At 62.5% G+C, this 16617-nt stretch carries 13 protein-coding genes; 5 read left to right on the top strand and 8 right to left on the bottom strand.

Annotated elements, in window-relative coordinates:
• Nucleotides 1–78 precede the first annotated feature (78 nt).
• The 5 genes from GEOBRER4_RS06285 to GEOBRER4_RS06265 all read right to left on the bottom strand — a co-directional run bounded on the left by GEOBRER4_RS06285 (nt 79) and on the right by GEOBRER4_RS06265 (nt 7027).
• The gene (locus GEOBRER4_RS06285; protein ID WP_185244686.1) at nt 79–756 is read right to left on the bottom strand and encodes a potassium channel family protein; all 678 of its coding nucleotides are present in this window, start codon (nt 754–756) and stop codon (nt 79–81) included.
• 9 nt (nt 757–765) lie between these two features.
• The gene (locus GEOBRER4_RS06280) at nt 766–1416 is read right to left on the bottom strand and encodes a potassium channel family protein (protein ID WP_185244685.1); all 651 of its coding nucleotides are present in this window, start codon (nt 1414–1416) and stop codon (nt 766–768) included.
• A gap of 27 nt (nt 1417–1443) precedes the next feature.
• On the bottom strand, nt 1444–4287 hold the full coding sequence (locus tag GEOBRER4_RS06275) for a cation-translocating P-type ATPase (protein ID WP_185244684.1): 2844 nt from the start codon (nt 4285–4287) through the stop codon (nt 1444–1446).
• Nucleotides 4288–4598: 311 nt separating this feature from the next.
• Nucleotides 4599–6353, bottom strand: a complete 1755-nt coding sequence (gene pnpS, locus GEOBRER4_RS06270; RefSeq protein ID WP_185244683.1) for a two-component system histidine kinase PnpS — start codon at nt 6351–6353, stop codon at nt 4599–4601.
• Nucleotides 6350–7027 (bottom strand): response regulator, encoded by a 678-nt coding sequence (locus GEOBRER4_RS06265; protein WP_185244682.1) that lies wholly within the window; start codon nt 7025–7027, stop codon nt 6350–6352. The genes pnpS and GEOBRER4_RS06265 overlap by 4 nt, the downstream gene beginning before the upstream one ends.
• Before the next feature lie 567 nt (nt 7028–7594).
• Here GEOBRER4_RS06265 and GEOBRER4_RS06260 point away from each other — a divergent pair.
• The 4 genes from GEOBRER4_RS06260 to GEOBRER4_RS06245 all read left to right on the top strand — a co-directional run bounded on the left by GEOBRER4_RS06260 (nt 7595) and on the right by GEOBRER4_RS06245 (nt 11131).
• A complete protein-coding gene (locus GEOBRER4_RS06260; RefSeq protein ID WP_185244681.1) occupies nt 7595–8533 on the top strand; it encodes a nucleoside recognition domain-containing protein in 939 nt (312 codons plus the stop codon).
• 320 nt (nt 8534–8853) lie between these two features.
• Nucleotides 8854–9294, top strand: coding sequence for a peroxiredoxin (locus GEOBRER4_RS06255; protein WP_226377904.1), 441 nt, complete (start codon nt 8854–8856; stop codon nt 9292–9294).
• A gap of 74 nt (nt 9295–9368) precedes the next feature.
• Nucleotides 9369–10802: a phytoene desaturase family protein gene (locus tag GEOBRER4_RS06250; RefSeq protein WP_185244680.1), complete on the top strand. Its 1434-nt coding sequence runs from the start codon at nt 9369–9371 to the stop codon at nt 10800–10802.
• A gap of 80 nt (nt 10803–10882) precedes the next feature.
• Nucleotides 10883–11131 (top strand): hypothetical protein, encoded by a 249-nt coding sequence (locus tag GEOBRER4_RS06245; protein WP_185244679.1) that lies wholly within the window; start codon nt 10883–10885, stop codon nt 11129–11131.
• Here the strand turns inward: GEOBRER4_RS06245 and GEOBRER4_RS06240 are convergent.
• Together GEOBRER4_RS06240 and GEOBRER4_RS06235 are read right to left on the bottom strand one after the other, a co-directional pair.
• Nucleotides 11128–11970 carry an SDR family NAD(P)-dependent oxidoreductase gene (locus GEOBRER4_RS06240; RefSeq protein ID WP_185244678.1) on the bottom strand — a complete coding sequence of 281 codons (843 nt, stop codon included), beginning with the start codon at nt 11968–11970 and terminating at the stop codon, nt 11128–11130. The genes GEOBRER4_RS06245 and GEOBRER4_RS06240 overlap by 4 nt on opposite strands.
• A gap of 145 nt (nt 11971–12115) precedes the next feature.
• Nucleotides 12116–12589 carry a VOC family protein gene (locus GEOBRER4_RS06235; protein WP_185244677.1) on the bottom strand — a complete coding sequence of 158 codons (474 nt, stop codon included), beginning with the start codon at nt 12587–12589 and terminating at the stop codon, nt 12116–12118.
• Between the two features lie 635 nt (nt 12590–13224).
• Here GEOBRER4_RS06235 and GEOBRER4_RS06230 point away from each other — a divergent pair.
• Nucleotides 13225–15834: a CHASE domain-containing protein gene (locus GEOBRER4_RS06230; RefSeq protein ID WP_185244676.1), complete on the top strand. Its 2610-nt coding sequence runs from the start codon at nt 13225–13227 to the stop codon at nt 15832–15834.
• Between the two features lie 80 nt (nt 15835–15914).
• On the opposite strand, the gene GEOBRER4_RS06225 is transcribed toward GEOBRER4_RS06230, so the two are convergent.
• The gene (locus GEOBRER4_RS06225) at nt 15915–16340 is read right to left on the bottom strand and encodes a rhodanese-like domain-containing protein (protein ID WP_185244675.1); all 426 of its coding nucleotides are present in this window, start codon (nt 16338–16340) and stop codon (nt 15915–15917) included.
• Between the last annotated feature and the right edge of the window lie 277 nt (nt 16341–16617).

Raw genomic sequence — 16617 nt, 5'->3', positions numbered from 1 at the left:
GCACGAGGACTCGCGTCCCCCCCTTTGCGAAGGGGGGACAGGGGGGATTTGCCTCTTGCGTAGACGACTTCCGGGCAGCTACTCCTCCGCTGCCGGGGCGCCCAGAAGGGCCGAGAGCCTCGGGATCTCCGCGGCGTGCACCACGGCCAGCACCTCGTCGCCTGCCTGCAGCACCAGGTCGCCGCGCGGCACCAGGAGCTTTCCCCCCCTGATCACCGCGGCGATGACGCTCTGCGCCGGGAGTTCCATCTCCCTGATCGCCTTTGCCGCCACCGCCGACTTCGGATGCACCTTCTCCTCCACCAGCGAATACTCCCCCTTGGTCAGCTTCAAGAGGGTCATCATCTCACCCAGCGACATCTCCTCGGCCACCAGGTGGGAGAGGATGTCGGCCTGGTTCAAGGCCACGTCGACGCCGAGCTTCGGGGTGAACATCCAGAGGTTCTTCGGGTGGTTCACCCGGGCGATCACGCGCGGCACCCGGAATTCCGAGCGGCAAAGCCCCGCCACAACCAGGTTGGTCTCGTCGGCGCCGGTGACAGCCGCCACCACGTCCGCCTCCCTCACCCCCGCCGACTCCAAGAGCCTCGGATCGGTACCGCTTCCATAAAACACCGCCTCCTCCCCCAAATCCCGCTTGAGCGCGGGGATACTCTCCCCCCTCTGCTCGACGAGGCGCACATGCTTCCCTCCTTTTTGCAGCAGCCGAGCCAGATGCTCCCCCACCTTGCCGCCTCCCACTATGATGACGAACATGTATTCCTCCTATTGCAGGCCGAGCAGCTCCTTGAGCCTCCCCGAGCCGGAAGAGTGCAGCGCCAGGTGCAACAGGTCTCCGGCGCGGAACTCGCTTCCCGGGGTCGGTATCAGGGTCCGCCCCTGCCGGGTCAGCGCCACCACCTGGATCTCGCCCGGAACGCTCAGCTCGCGCACGCTCCTTCCCGCCAGAAGCTGCGGCAACTCAACCTCCACGAGCTCCACCTCGCCGCTTCCCAGGCTCTTCACCGTCTGCAGGGGCGAGTAGCAGAGGAGCTCGGAGAGCCGGTTCACCCCCCAGGTGACGTGGGAGATGGTGGTGAGCCCCAGGCGCCGGTACACCTCCTCGTTGCCGGGATCGAAGAGCCGCGCCGCGACCCGGGGGACCCGGAACAGGATGCGGGCCACCCGGGCGGTCACCACGTTCACCTCGTCGCTCGAGGTGACCGCCGCCAGCGCGTCCGCCTGCTCGATCCCCGCCTGCAAAAGGACCTCCCGGTCGAACCCCACCCCTGTCACAGTCCTCCCGCCAAAGGTGGGGGAAAGCCGCCCGAAGGCACCAGGGTCCCGGTCCACCACGGCAACCTCCACGCCCCGGGCCGAAAGCGCCTCGGCAAGCCCAGCCCCCAATCTCCCGCAGCCGATCACGACGATCTTCATGTCACACCTCCCGCAGGCTCCCCGCTGCTATCTCTTCTCTGAAGAGGCGCCCAAGGCGCCCTTTTTCTGTTCCCGTCCCCGCAGCCACGCCTTGCGCCCCTCCTCGGCCAGCAAAAGGAGCAGCGGGAAACAGAGGGTGATCCCCCAGAACCTCCCCGGCAGCGCCCCCACCTCGAACACAGGCTGCAGCGGCGGCAGGTAGATCAAGAGCAGGCAAAGCGCGAGCTCGAAGACGATCCCCGCCAGGAGGAAGCGGTTGCTGAAAAAGCCGACCGAGAAGACCGAGACCCGGTCCGTGCGGCAGGCAAACGCGTTGCCGACCTGGGCACAGACGACACCGGCGAAGAATATGGTGGTGGCCAGCACGTACACGGTGCCATCGGCCGACAAAAGCCGCTCCCGGTAAGGGAGGAGGTCCGGGCGCGGCAGATGCAGAAGCTCTTCATAGCCGTAGCTCAGGTAGAGGAGGAAGAACCCGGCGAGGCAGAAGAGCGCCTGCATGCTCCCCAGCCAGAGGAAGGCCCGCCCCAGGAGTTTTTTGTTGATGAGCCGCTCCTTGCGGGGGCGCGGGGGGCGCTCCATGATCCCCTGTTCCGGCGGCTCGGTCCCCAGGGCGAGCGCCGGCAGCATGTCCGTGCCGAGATCGATGGCGAGGACCTGCATCACGGTCAAGGGGAGCGGCAGGTTCAGCATGATCTGCAGTATGAAGGGCCAGGCCTCCGGGACGTTGCTGGTAAGGATGTAGGTGACGAACTTCCTGATGTTGGCGTAGACCGCGCGCCCCTCCTCGACCGCGTTCACGATCGAGGCGAAGTTGTCGTCGACGAGCACCATATCGGCGGCCTCCTTGGCGACGTCGGTGCCGGCGAGCCCCATGGCGATCCCGATGTCCGCCTTCTTGAGCGCCGGCGCGTCGTTCACCCCGTCGCCGGTCACCGCCACCACCTCCCCCGCAGCCTGGAGCGCCTGCACCACCCTGAGCTTGTGCTCGGGCGCCACGCGGGCGAAGATCACCTCGCCTTCAAGCGCCGCGGCAAGCGCCCCGTCATCCATTGCGTCCAGTTCCCCCCCGCTCACCAGGCGGCACTTTCTCTCCTCGCTCATCACCCCGATGCGCCGCGCCACGCTCTCCGCGGTGAGGCCGTAGTCCCCGGTCATCATGATGATGCGGATCCCGGCTTCGTGGCACTTCTTCACCGCGGAAGCGACCTGCGGCCTGGGAGGGTCGTGCATCGCCACGAGCCCCAGGAAGAGGAGTTCTTGTTCCACCAGTTGCGCCGCATAGTCGGTGACCCCTTCAGGAAGCCGCCGCTCCGCCACGGCCAGCACCCGGTAGCCGCGGCGGGCGAAGGAGTCGAGCGCCTCGGAAAGCCGTTGCTTCAGCCCGGCGTCAAGCGCTACGGGGTCGCCGTCGCTCAAGGCCGCACGGCAAAGTGCCGCCACCTCGGCAGGAGCCCCCTTGACGAAGACCGTTTCCCCCTCCCCCTCCCGGTGCACGGTCGCCATTCTCTTTCTCTGCGCATCGAAAGGGATCTCGCGCAGGCGCGGCAGGCGGGCCGACTCCGCTTCGAGGTCGACACCTCCCTTTCTAGCCGCAACCTTCAGGGCGGCCTCGGTCGGGTCCCCGACCACGGTCCATGCCGAACCCTCGACGGCGGGCGCTACCACGCGGGCGTCGTTGCAAAGCCCGGCGGCGACGAGCAGGCGGCGCATCGCTCCGCGTGCCGGCCTCTCCACGAAACCGTCCCCAGCGACTATCTCGCCTGTCGGGGCGTATCCCGCTCCGGTGACGGTATAGGCCCCTGCCGGAAGCCAGATCTCGCGCACCGTCATCTCGTTCTGGGTAAGGGTGCCGGTCTTGTCGGTGCAGATCACCGTGCAGCAGCCGAGTGCCTCCACCGAGGAAAGCCGCTTCACCAGCGCGTTCCTTTTGGCCATCCTCTGCACCGCCATGGCGAGCGAAAGGGTCACCGTCGGCAAGAGCCCCTCCGGGACGAAGGCGACCACCATCCCCACGGCGAAGATGAAGCCGGCGTGGATCTCGCGTTTCAGGATCATAACGGAGAGGAGGAAGAAGACGACGCCGATGGCGAGCGCCAGGAAGGAGATCAGGCGGGTCATCCGGTTGATTTCCTGCTGCAGGGGAGAGGGGGTGTCTGCGGTGGCCGAGGTGAGGCGCGCGATCCCGCCGAACTCGGTGTGCATGCCGGTGGCGAAGACTACGCCGCGGCCGGTGCCGGAGACAACGCTGGTCCCGGCGAAGACGAGGTTCGGGGACTCGTTTCTGGAAATGGACTCGTCCGGCACGGGGTCGGCCGTCTTTCGCGCCGGGTGCGACTCGCCGGAGAGGGTCGACTGGTCCACCCTCAGGTCCCATTCCTCGACGAGCCTGAGATCCGCCGAGCAGCGGTCACCCTGGGAGAGGAGCACCAGGTCCCCGGGGACCAGTTCCTCGGCCGGGACCAGCCGCTCCTCCCCGTCGCGCAGGACGGTCACCTGGGCCGGCAGGAGTCTCTTCAGCGCCTCCACCGCCTTCTCGGCGCGGGACTCCTGCCAGAAGGAGAAGACCGCGTTGATCACCACCACCGCCCAGATCGCCCAGCCGAGTTCCGGCATCCCGCCGACGAACGCCATGGCGCCGCCGGCCCAGAGAAGGAGCGCCATCAGGTGGGTGAAGTTGTCCAGAAGCCTCAGGTAGAGCGACCTTCCGGGAGGGACGCTGATGGCGTTTGTGCCGTAGCGCAAAAGACGCGCCGCGGCCTTCCCAGAGCTGAGACCCTTTGGATCCGAGTCGAGCGTCCGGTACAGTTCGGGGAGGCGCAGCCGATGCCAGAGGAAATCCTCCTGTGGCTGGGGATCTGCCTGCTTCATGGGACTGTCCCGGCCGACGGCGAAAGCGCCCCGTCCGCGCAGTGCAAGAAATGGCTGCCCTAGAGGCAGCATCCACAAGGACCCAACTACTGTAATAGGAATTAAAAGGGAGTCAAACGCGCTTTAATGGGTCGGGGAACGGCACAAACACCGAAGTCAAAACCTCTCACGCGGAAAAGGCAAAAAAGACACGGATTGTGCGGATCAACCTTTAGGATTTCCGTCTTGCAGGCGTTATCCGTGAAGTTTCCGTTTGATCCGCGTGATCCGCGTGAATGCCTTTGACTCTAAAACAAAAGCGATCTCCAACCCTATTGCTTCAGGGGCAGCGTGAAGCTGAACACCGAGCCCTTTCCCTGCGTGCTCTTCACCTCCAGCGTGCCGCCGTGGGCCTGCACGATGTGCTTCACGATGGAGAGCCCGAGCCCGGTCCCACCGTTGTCGCGGCTTCTCGCCTCGTCCACCCGGTAGAAGCGCTCGAAGAGGCGCGGCAGGTCCTTTTCCGGAATCCCGATCCCAGAGTCCCGCACCGAAACCCGCACAAGGTCCCCTTCCTGCGCCGTCTCCACGCTTACCGAGCTCCCGGCCTCGCTGTACTTGATGGCGTTGTCCAAAAGGTTGATCAGCACCTGCTCCAGGCGGCCGCGGTCCGCCTGTACGGTCAACCCAGCCTCCCCCGCCGGCTGCTCCAGTTCGACCCCCTTTTCCTCCCCGCGCTGCCCCACCAAAAGGAGCGCCTGCCGGATCGCATCGTCGAGCGCCACGGGTTTCAGCTGCATCCCCATCTCACCGGACTCAAGCTCAGAGAGGGTGAGAAGGTCGCGGACCAGGCCGGAGAGTCGGTCGGCGTGGTTCTGGATGATCTGCAGGAAGCGCTCGGCCCGCTGCGGGTCGGCCGCCAGCGCCCCGGAGAGAAGCGTCTCGGCGTACCCCTTGATCACCGTAACCGGCGTTCTCAACTCGTGCGAGACGTTCGCCACGAAGTCGCGGCGGATCTTCTCCACCCTCTTGAAGGCGGTGATGTCGTGGAACACCGCCACCGCCCCCTGCAGCCTCGCCCCCTCTTTCAAGGGGACCCAGTGCACCAGCACCGTCTTCCCCCCGGCAAGTGCTATCTCCTGGTGCCGCTCCTGCCGCTCCGAGAGTGCCTCCCGGCAGGCGGCGTAAAGGTCTGGGTGGCGGGTGATCTCCAGAAGCGGCCTTCCCTGCACCTGCGCGCTAGTGGCGAACATGGCGCAAAAGGCGGGGTTCACCAGGGTCACCACGGCGTCCGGGTCGGTGACCATCACCCCTTCCCCCATGCCGTTCAGGATCGCGTCCAGCTGGTTCTTTTCCGAGGAGATCAATTCCAGCTGCTGCTCGATCCGGCCGGACATCTCGTTCAGTACCTGGGCCAGTTCGCCCATTTCGTCCTGGCTCTGCACGGTGATCCGCGCGCCGAACTCCCCGCGCCCGATGCGATGGGCTCCGGTGGCAAGCCTCCTCAGGTTCCTGGAGTTGAGGTTGGAGAGGAAGTAGGACAAAAGGAGCGAGGCGAGGACCGCGACGGCGAGGGCGGCGCCGAGACTTCTCCTCAGGCGCTCCTTGGCCTGCTCCAGCTCCGAGAGCGGAAGCGCCAGCCGGACCACCCCCTGGTTCCCGAAGGAAGCGGCGACGTAGAGCATGTCGGTGTGCAGCGTCGCGGAGTAGCGGATGGCGCTCCCGATCCCCTCCTTGAGCGCCTGCCGCACCTCGGGACGGCCGCCGTGGTTTTCCAGCTTTTCCCATTCGCCCGGGGTCAGGTCCGAGTCCGCGACGACGACGCCGTCTCCGGCTATGACCGTCACCCGCGACCGAATCGCCTTCGACAGCGCCCTCGTCAAAGCCGGCGCGTCCTGTTTCAGGTCCCGGATCTCCTTTTGCGCCATGAGCGAAGCGATGCGGGCCTCGTCCTCCAGATGCTGCCGGGTCCCCTGGGTCATCGAGGTCTCCTGGCTCGCGGCGAGGTAGAGGTAGAGCCCCGCCCCCAAGAGGAGCACGAGCAGCAGGTAGGAGCCCATCAGCTTCCAGCGAAAGCCCCCCTTCATGACTCCTCCAGCTTGTAGCCGAAGCCGCGGACCGTCTTGATCAGCTCCCCCGCGGCACCAAGCTTCGTACGCAGGCGGGTCATGTGCGTGTCCACGGTGCGCGTGTCGCCGAGATAGCTGTACCCCCAAACATTCTGCAAAAGGAGCTCCCGGCTCTGCACTCGCCCGATGCGCTCCGCCAGGTTCATCAGGAGCTTGAATTCAGTAGAGGTGAGCTGCACCTCCTCCCCGGCCACCCGCACCAGGTGGCGCTCCACGTCGATTAAGAGGGTCCCCAGCGTGATGGTGGCCCCTTCGGCAGCGGGAAGCTTGCGCCTCAAGACGGCCCGCACCCTCAGCATCAGCTCGCGGGTGGAAAAAGGTTTCACCACGTAGTCGTCGGCCCCCATCTCGAACCCTACCACGCGGTCGATCTCCTCCCCTTTCGCGGTGAGCATGATGACCGGGATCCCCGCTGTATGCTCGGCCCTCTTCAGGGTGCGGCAGACCTCGGTCCCCATCATCCCCGGCAGCATCAGGTCCAAAAGTATCAGGTCCGGCTTGCTGCGGCGCGCCTCGGCAAGCCCGGTGGCGCCGTCATGCGCCACGAGGCAGGAATATCCCTCCTGCTCCAGGTGGAACACCACCAGTTCGGCAAGGTCCTTCTCGTCCTCTATCACCAGTACGGTCGGCATTGAAACGTCCTTTCGTCAGCGACTTCCGTCGCCAGGCACTTTAAAAGGGGGATTTACAGGATTTGCAGCCCCTATGCAAAGCTGAGGCTATTACATTGCCAAGCCGAGGCTATTACCTTTCCCCTTTGCTAGGGCGCCCCCATTACGACCCCCCCTTTGCGACAGGCCTGCGCGCCGTAGCGCTTCGGTCTGCGAAGGTGCGAGGGGGGACAGGGGGGATTTGCTCCTTGTTGCCACATTCGAAATCTCTCTCCCAGGATCGAAAACCGTCTCCAATATTTCTTTCGTTACCACCGGAAGATTATTTCTAACTGGCCTGAATGTATTGCTTTGTTGGCGAATAGGCAAGCTGAAAAGCGCCGTATTACCTTATGCGCGCCTGCAAGCTATGTGGGCTCAGTTCAGCGAGGTGTGGCAAGAGTTTTGGAGAGCGCGCGGCAAAGGGAAAGAATCGCCGACACCATAAGCGCTATCGAGCCGATCTTGCTGGCAAAACGGGACGATTTACCGTATATTCCCAAAACTTTTCTTTTAATGATGATCCTTCCCTCATCGTGGAGCGACTGCATGGAAGTAGCGATACGGATCATACTGCTCTCGGGCAAGTCGGCGCTGGATCTGGCGCTTTACACCCTGTTGCCGGTCCTTGTGGTCATGATGGCCATGATGAAGCTCGCGGAGGCGCGGGGTCTCCTCGCCCTGGTCGCCAGGTGGCTTCGCCCCGTGCTCAAGATCTTCGGCGTCCCCGGTGCCGGGGCGTTCGCCATGCTGCAGCTCCTTTTGGTGAGCTTCGCCGCGCCGGTCGCCACCTTCTCGGTGATGGAGAAGGACGGGACCACCCGGCGCGCCATCGCGGCCACGCTGGCCATGGTGCTCACCATGTCCCAGGCGAACGTGGTTTTCCCCATGGTCGCCGCGGGACTCGACCTTGCGACCATCATGATGACCTCGCTCGTGGGTGGACTCGCGGCGGCGGCGCTCACATATTACCTTCTCACCCGTTCGCTGGGAAACGAGGGAGGGGAGCATGAAGACCACGGCGTCCCGGCCGCTGCCGGCAAGAAAAGCACCGCCCTGAACCTGATGATCGTCGGCGGCCAGGAGGCGGTACAGGTCATCATCGGCGCCATCCCCATGTTGATCCTGGCCATCTTCCTGGTGAACGCGTTGAAAGAGATAGGCGCCATAGCGCTTTTGGAAGCGGCGCTGCGCCCCTTTTTCGCCCTGATCGGCTTCCCCGCGGTGGCAGTACTCCCCTTGGCCACGAAATACCTGGCGGGAGGGACCGCCATGATGGGGGTGACCCTCAACCTGGTGAAAGAAGGGGCCATCACCGTCGCCGAATTGAACCGGATGGCGGGTTTTCTCACCAACCCCTGTGACATCGTCGGCGTCGCCGTCCTCGCTTCCGCCGGCACCCGCTGCAGTTCCGTGGTCCGTCCCGCCGTCATCGGCGCCCTCTTCGGGATCCTGCTGCGCGGCGTGCTGCATCTCCTTATCTTCTAGATCCCGGGGCGGCATCTTGCCGCTTCGTTTCCCCCTCCCCATGCCGCCTCTGGCGAGTCCAGGGCAAAGGGGCCTCGCCCCTTCCAGCCTTGACTGGGCCACAAAGACCGTTACATTCTAATAATATTTTAACCCTGCCATCCTTCATGCAGTGTCCGCGTAGCACCCGTCGGCAACAGCGCGCCATATGCCAGGGGGCGTCTTTTCCTTTATGCCCCTTTCGTTCTGTGCTAGGCTGACCAGTATTCGGCTGCAAATTTAAAGCGTTACCGAGGTCACCCGTGTGAAAATCGATTCTGGGAACCCTGGCCACCTCCGCCATGGTGGCACTGGGAAGCATCGGCACCAAAACCCCGGCAGCAGGCGATCCGGCGCCCCCTTTCGAGGCGCCTTCCACCGTGGGCCAGATCAGGCTCACCGACTTTCAGGGGAAGAAGCACGTGGTCCTCGCCTTTTATTTCGCCGACTTCACCCCCGGCTGAACCACCGAAGTACAGGCTTTTCAGGACGGGATCGGCCGTTTTGAAGAGCTGGGCGCCCAGGTCCTGGGCGTGAGCAGTGACGACCTCGAAACGCACGCGCAGTTTGCCAGGGAGCATGGGCTCTCATTCCCGCTGGTCTCCGACCGGGGGGGAGCGGTGCAGAAGCTGTATGCGCCGGGGAGGGTGACCTTTCTGATCGACAAGAAAGGAGAGATCCGCCAGGTCCAGGCCGGGCAGCCCGACATCCCCCGCTTGCTGGAGGAACTGGAGAGGCTTTGACCTGAAACCGAAAGGCGGTGCTTTGATTTTGGTTTTGTAAGTGCTTTCGATTCTGGTTTCAACTGGAGGAGATCATGCCGCCAAACACTTCCCCCGATGCCGTCGTGGTCGGTTCCGGTCCCAACGGCCTCGCCGCCGCAATCACCCTGGCGCGCGCCGGACTCTCAGTCACCGTCTTCGAGGAATACCCCACCATCGGCGGCGGAACCAGGACCGAGGAACTCACCCTCCCCGGCTTCTGGCACGACGTCTGCTCCGCCGTCCACCCTCTGGGCGTCGCCTCACCCTTCTTTTTATCGCTCCCCCTCCACGAACACGGGCTGGAATGGATCTACCCGGAGGTTCAGCTGGCGCATCCCCTCCCGGACGGGACCTCCGCCCTTCTCTACCGCTCCCTCGACAAGACCGCGGAACTCCTGGGTAGCGACGGCAGAGCCTACCTGCGGCTCATGTCCCCGCTGGTCAGGCAGTGGACGGAGCTTGCGCCGGACCTCCTGGCGCCGCTGCATTACCCGCAGCACCCGCTTGAGATGCTCCTCTTCGGCCTGCGCGGTCTCATACCGGCAAAGCGGATGAGCGAAGAATGCTTCAAGGAGCCCGCAGCGCGTGCCCTTTTCGCCGGGATGTCGGCGCACTCCTTCCTGCCGCTTACCGAGCCTTTATCCTCCGCGTTCGGCCTCATACTCGGCGCACTGGGGCACGTCGCCGGGTGGCCGGTGGCGAAGGGTGGCTCCCGCATGGTGTCCGCGGCCCTTGCCTCCTATTTCCGCTCTCTCGGAGGGGAGATCGTGACCGACGCCTGGATCGCCTCGCTGAACGACCTCCCCAAGTCCCGTCTCACCATGCTCGACCTGGCGCCGCGGCAGCTGCTTAAGATCGACGCCCCATGGCCTGAGCGGTACCGGCGCAAACTGGAGACCTTCCGCTACGGCCCCGGCGTCTTCAAGATCGACTGGGCTCTGGACGCTCCCATACCTTGGGCCTCGGAAGGGTGCCGCCTGGCGGCTACCGTGCATGTGGTGGGGACCCCGGAAGAACTTTCCCGCGCCGAGCGCGAAGTCTCGGAAGGAACGCATCCGCAGCACCCCTTCGTATTGCTCGCCCAGCCGACGCTTTTCGACCCCGGCCGGGCCCCATCGGGAAAGCACGTGGGGTGGGCCTACTGCCATGTCCCCCACGGCTCCACCGTCGACATGACCGAGCGCATTGAAGCGCAGGTTGAGCGCTTCGCACCCGGCTTCCGCAGCCTCGTGCTGGCCCGCCATACTTTCAACTGCATGGAGCTTGAGCGCTACAACCGCAACTTGATCGGAGGGGACATAAGCGGCGGGGTACAGGACCTGCGCCAGTTCCTGGCGAGACCGATGCTCTTCTCGCCGTACCGGACGCCGCTCAAGGGGCACTACCTCTGCTCTTCGAGCACCCCGCCGGGCGGAGGGGTCCACGGCATGTGCGGCTACCATGCCGCAACACTCGCCCTGGAGGACCTCAAGACAGCGCGGGGATAAAGAAGTCCTGAAGCTGGAGTTTGCGCGCACGAACGGAGCCTTGGCGCCTGAACCGGCTGATGGGAGAAGGAGACGGTGCTATGTCAAAGACGGAAGAGATAACGGTCAACTGTTACGCCGGCTACAAGGCCGACGAGAGGCCCACTTCGTTTGAACGAGGCGGGACCGTCCACGCGGTGGCCGAGGTACTGGACCGCTGGTACGACCAGGACGGCAACTACTTCAAGGTACGGGCCGAGGATTCAAAGGAGTACCTGCTGCGGCACGACCTGGACCAGGACCGCTGGGAACTGGTAACGGACAAGGAAGAAAGCCGGGATCAGCCTTAGCCCCCGGCCCCGGTCCATTTGAAGCTGAGCTCACGCAGGCGCCTTCTGGCTTCGAGGTCGTAGGCCTGCTCCGCGACACGCGACTCCCTGCCCTGATCGAAATAGACCCCGCTGACCCCTTTCAGATCCTCGGTGAGCACCAGGCGCTCCACGTGAGCCGCCCCTTCCTCCACCGTGGTGCGCGCGGCACCGAACCACTCCCGCACCATGTTGGTGTCCATGAGCGAGGCGGGGTGCAGGACGTTGGCCGTCACCCCGGTCCCGGCCAGTTCTTCAGCCAGGTCCATGGTGAACATGATCAGGGCCTGCTTACTCTGGGCGTAAGCGCGCATGCCGTCGTACTCCTTTTCCAGCATCACGTCGTGGAAATCTATGTCCCTTTGCGCCACCGAAGCGACGTTAACGATGCGCGCCTCTCCCGCCTCCGTTGCCGTGCGGCGCAAAAGCGGCAGGAGCCTGCGGGTGAGAAGGAACGGCGCTAGGTAGTTGACGGCGAAGCAGAGCTCGAAGCCGTCGGAGCTTACCTGGCGGTGCGAAGGGTCGGGGCCGGCGCCGGCGCCGGCGTTGTTGATCAAGACATCCAGCCGGGAACACCTCTTCAACACCAAGGCGGCAAGGGCGTCTACCTCGTCCAGCGAGGAGAGGTCCGCATTGTAGTAGTAGAGGCGGTCGTTGCCGGTCGCCTTGTGTATCTTCGCCTGCACCATCCGCCCCTTGTCCCGATCCCTGCCGTGCAAAAGCAGCGTCGCCCCCTTCCCCGCCAGATCGGTTGCGACCTTTTCCCCCAGACCGTCGGTGGCGCCGGTTACCATGAAAACCATGTCTTTTATCTCTCGCATGCTACCTCCAAAGGCGGCCAAGAATAGTGATGACAGCCCGGCTCCATCACCTGATGGAGTATAGCGCCGGAATGAAAAAACGCCCACGGCCGGCATGCGAAGCGCACGGCCATGGGCGTCCTTTTGCAGCGGCAAAGGAAAGCTCTTACCCTTTAGACATCTCCGAGAATGCCGCCTTTGCCCCCTCGCTGATCTCTTCCGGGGTGAGGTCCCTGGTGTGAGTCGCGAGCATCCAGTTGTAACCGAACGGGTCCAGCAGCGACCCGGCGCGGTCCCCCCAGAACATTTCCTGCACCTCCATTTCGACCGAGGCTCCCGCTTCCACTGCCCGCCTGAAAGCGGCATCCACGTTCTCTACGTAGATGTAGAAGCTGACCGGAGAGCCCCCCATGCTTTCCGCACTCTTACAATTTTGCTGCGGGAATTCGTCCCCCATCATGATGATGGAGTCGCCCACCTGCAGCTCCGCATGCATTATCCCGTTTCCGTCCGGGCCAGGCATGGCGTACCTTTCCTTGGCGCCGAACGCGTTTTTGTAGAACTCGATCGCCTTGCGGCAATCCTTGAACATGAACATCGGTGTTACGCTATGATAACCTTCCGGAATGGGTCTTACCATGACAAACCTCCTGTTTCTTGACGGTTTTGCCTCATGCCACCATTCAAGGATAGGTCTTACGACGTGACGATGTCAAGGGAGGCATCAGAGATAGATTAAATTATTTTAAATTTTCAAGTTGACATCTCGACATTTGATTTTATACTGGGTCCCTCAGCGCCGGCATCGATGACCGCCGAACAAACAGCTAAACGAGCCCAAGGCAGTAAGGAGCAGATCATGACAAAATGCCCGGAATGTGAAGGTAAGAAGGTAGTTGCATGTGCCAAATGCGACGGAAAAGGGAACAAGTACTTCGTGCCCGTGCTCGACATATGGGAATACGACTGCGATTGCTACGGAAGCGGCGTGGTGACCTGCTCCGTGTGCAACGGGCTGGGTTACGTTACCCACAATGAGATGGTACTCCCCCACTCGCCTCGCGTTGATCTGAGCTACTTATCTCACTGAATCCCGTCGGGTCCTCGAGGATCTGTTTTACATACCAAAGCCCCTGCTTCCTTCATGGAATGGGGGCTTTGCTTATACCGTTTCTGTCCGGATAGCAGTGGTATCATTGTATTTCGCGCCTGTTCCAGTAAAATTAGTCGGCAACAAACTCCCCAGGCAGCAGCCGTGACCACAGGGAAAAACGCATGCCGATGCCCCCACCCCCAGCCGACACCCCACCTTCTGAAACCCTTTGGGCGAAGACCGTTCATGTTTTGCCGTACCTGGTCATGGCCCTTTCCTTTCTCATGACCTTCTTCTTCTGGCGCCAGTACGATCATTCCCTGAACGTCAGGTCCCAGGTCGTGTTCAAGGACCGGGCCGACGAGATCATGGCCAAGTTCTTCACCAGGATGACGGATGACGAACAGATCCTCAGGGGAGCGGCGGGGCTCTTCAACGCCAGCGAGAACGTGACGCGCGACGAGTGGCGGCGCTATGCCCTGTCGCTTTCGCTTGATAAGCACTTCCCCGGCTTCCAGGGATTGGGCTTTACCGAAGTGGTACATCCAAAGGACCTGGAGCGCCATATCCAGCGGGTAAGGGGAGAAGGGTTTCCTGATTACAGGTTGTGGCCGGAGGGAAAGCGGCGGGAATACACAGCCATCATCTACCTTGAGCCCTTCGACTGGCGCAATCAGCGTGCCTTCGGCTACGACATGTTCTCCGATCCGTTACGGCGAGAGGCGATGTCGAAAGCCCGCGACCTGGGAGAGGCAGTGACCACCGGTCCGGTGACGCTGGTGCAGGAAACGAAGGCGGACAAGCAGACCGGGGTGCTGATGTACATCCCCGTGTACCAGCGGGGCCTCCCCTTGGAGACGGTAGAGGAGCGGCGGAGCGCGGTGCAGGGTTATGCATTCAGCCCCATCAGGATCAAAAACTTTCTCTCAGCGACCTTCCCCAAGATGCCGAATGACATAGGCTTCAGGATATACATCGACAAGGAGCCGACACCTGCGCGGCTACTCTATGACTCCGTCGCCGACTCCAACATGGAGCTGCCGGAAAGCTACCGGGGCGAACTGCAGACTACCCGGTCTTTTCAAAGGTTCGGCCAGAACTGGCTGTTAACCTTCCAGTCGCTGCCGCAGTTTGCGCAAGAGCAGAGAAAAAGCCAGTCAAGGGGCTACCTGATCGTCGGCATCACCGTCAGCATCCTTTTGTCGGTGATCGCTTTCATGCTCCGTTCCGCCCATGCCGGCGCCATTGCCGCAGCGCAGGCGCTTAAGGAAAGCCGGGAACTGTATCGCAGGATCTCGGAGGACAGCCCGGCGTATATCGCCACCTTCCTTCCCGACGGCGCGCTCACCTATGTTAACCCCGCCCTGGCAAACGACCTGCGCCAGCCCCAGGAAGAGCTTGTCGGCAGAAGCTTTTTCGAATTTATCCTCCCCGAATACCAGGGGCCGGTCCGGCAGGGACTGAACACTCTTTCGCCACAACACCCGACCCAGACCATGGAACAGGCGCTTAAAGGCCCCAACGATGCGGTGATCTGGCATGAATGGACCCATCGCGCGGTGTTCGACGAGCACGGGGGGATAGCCGAGTTTCAGGCGGTGGGGCAGAACATAACCGAGAGGAAGAAAGCGGCCGAAGAGCGCGCCCGCCTGGAACAGCAGATGCTGCACACGCAGAAAATGGAAAGCCTGGGAGTTTTGGCCGGCGGCGTGGCGCATGATTTCAACAACATCCTGATGGCCATCATAGGGAACGTGGACCTGTCGCTGATGAAGATAGAGGAGGCCTCCCCCATCACGGCGAACCTGCGCAACATCGAGAAGGCAGCGATGAGGGCGGCGGACCTTGCCAAGCAGATGCTTGCCTATTCCGGCAAGGGGAGGTTCGTCATAGAAAAGGTGGACCTGAACCGGCTGATCGAGAAGCTGCACCCGATCCTCGAGCCGTCGCTGCCGGACAACGCCGTCCTTACGCTGAAGCTCCACAAACCGCTCCCGGTGGTCGAAGCCGACGCCAACCAGATGCGGCAGATACTGATGAACCTGTTCATGAATTCAGTGGAGGCGCTGGGCGAGAACGGCGGCGAGATAACCATCCGCACCGATGACCGCGAGTTGGACCGGGAAAGCCTGAAGGATCTGCTGTTGGGAGAAGACATGGCCGAAGGGCGCTACGTGGTGCTGGAGGTTGCGGACACCGGCTGCGGCATGGAAAAGGAGGTACTCGACAAGGTCTTCGACCCCTTCTTCACCACCAAGTTCACCGGCCGGGGGTTGGGTCTTGCCGCGGCCCTGGGCATAGCCAGGGGTCACAAGGGGGGGATAAGGATAACGAGCGAGCCCGGCAAAGGAAGCGTCTTCCAGGTGCTGCTCCCCACCTCCGAGGCGCCCCCACAGGAGGCTTCGGTCCCGGAGAGGATCGAGGATGGCTGGAGCGGCGCGGGAAACATCCTGCTGGTCGACGACGAGGAGGTGGTAAGGACCATCGGCTCCGAGCTCCTGAAAGAGCTCGGCTTCACCACGGTTCTTGCCGAGAGCGGCGCCGAAGCGATAGAGATCTTCAAGGGGAACCGGGACCTCCGCGCCGTGATCCTGGACCTGACCATGCCGGGGATGGACGGCGAGGAATGCTTCCGGGAACTGCGGCGGATCGATCCGGAGGCGAAGGTGATCGTGTCCAGCGGGTTCAGCGAACAAGACGTGGTGCAGAAATTTCCCGGCAAAGAGCTCGCAGGGTACATCCAGAAGCCGTACACCCTCAAGGCGCTGAAGGAAGTGATGCGGAAGGTGTAGCATCCGCCCCCAGGGCGTCAGTCCCGCCAGCGAACCGGCTTTGTGGCCGAAGGCAATCCGGCCACAAAGCTCGTTCTTTTTTACTTTTTGGTATCGTCAAGCGTCAACTGCTTGAAGGGCCACCCCTGCATCCCGTCTTCCAGGATGAAAAGGCGCTTTTCTTCGATCCCCTTCCCTTTCAGATGGTCGTAGGTGTTTTTCGCGCCACCGCCGCCACGGGGGCAGACGATGACTATGTCTTCCCGCCCGGCGGTAAGCTGGGGCAGCACTGCATCGAGCTTCTTCTTGTCCTCGGCGCTTTTCACCGGGTAGGCGTTTGTTTCCAGCGAGTTCTTGAAGTGGTGTTTCCGGAACTCCTCGGGAACCTGGATGTCGACGATCTTCACCGGTTTGCTGCCCTCCAGCCACGTTTTAAAAACGGTGGGCTCCACGTAGTTGTAACTCGCAGCTATGGCCGTCGACACAAGTGCCAATGACAAAGCAGGGTAAATCAGCAGTCTTTTCATACTCTCTCCTCAAGTTTATTTGCAGCGTGCAGCGCAGCCCAACATAGACCACGCTCTATCCGCTTGCTCACCCCAACAAAAATAGATAAGGCTCTGGAAATATATTGAGCTTGCGCAATGAGGTCAAGTTCATATTATCGATACTTTATCTGCATTTTATCGGTTTTATTAATACCTAGATTTGTTCAGGAGAGATTTTCAGAGCTACCAGGAGTCGGCCGAGTTTTCTGCCCTCTGAGCTTGCATTGCGTGTACGGCGATGTATGCTCAACGGGTC

This window comes from Citrifermentans bremense (assembly GCF_014218275.1).
In the GTDB taxonomy this organism is placed as follows: domain Bacteria; phylum Desulfobacterota; class Desulfuromonadia; order Geobacterales; family Geobacteraceae; genus Geomonas; species Geomonas pelophila.
Note: the sequence above shows the minus strand (reverse complement) of the source record. Positions and strands in the feature narration are given on the sequence as shown.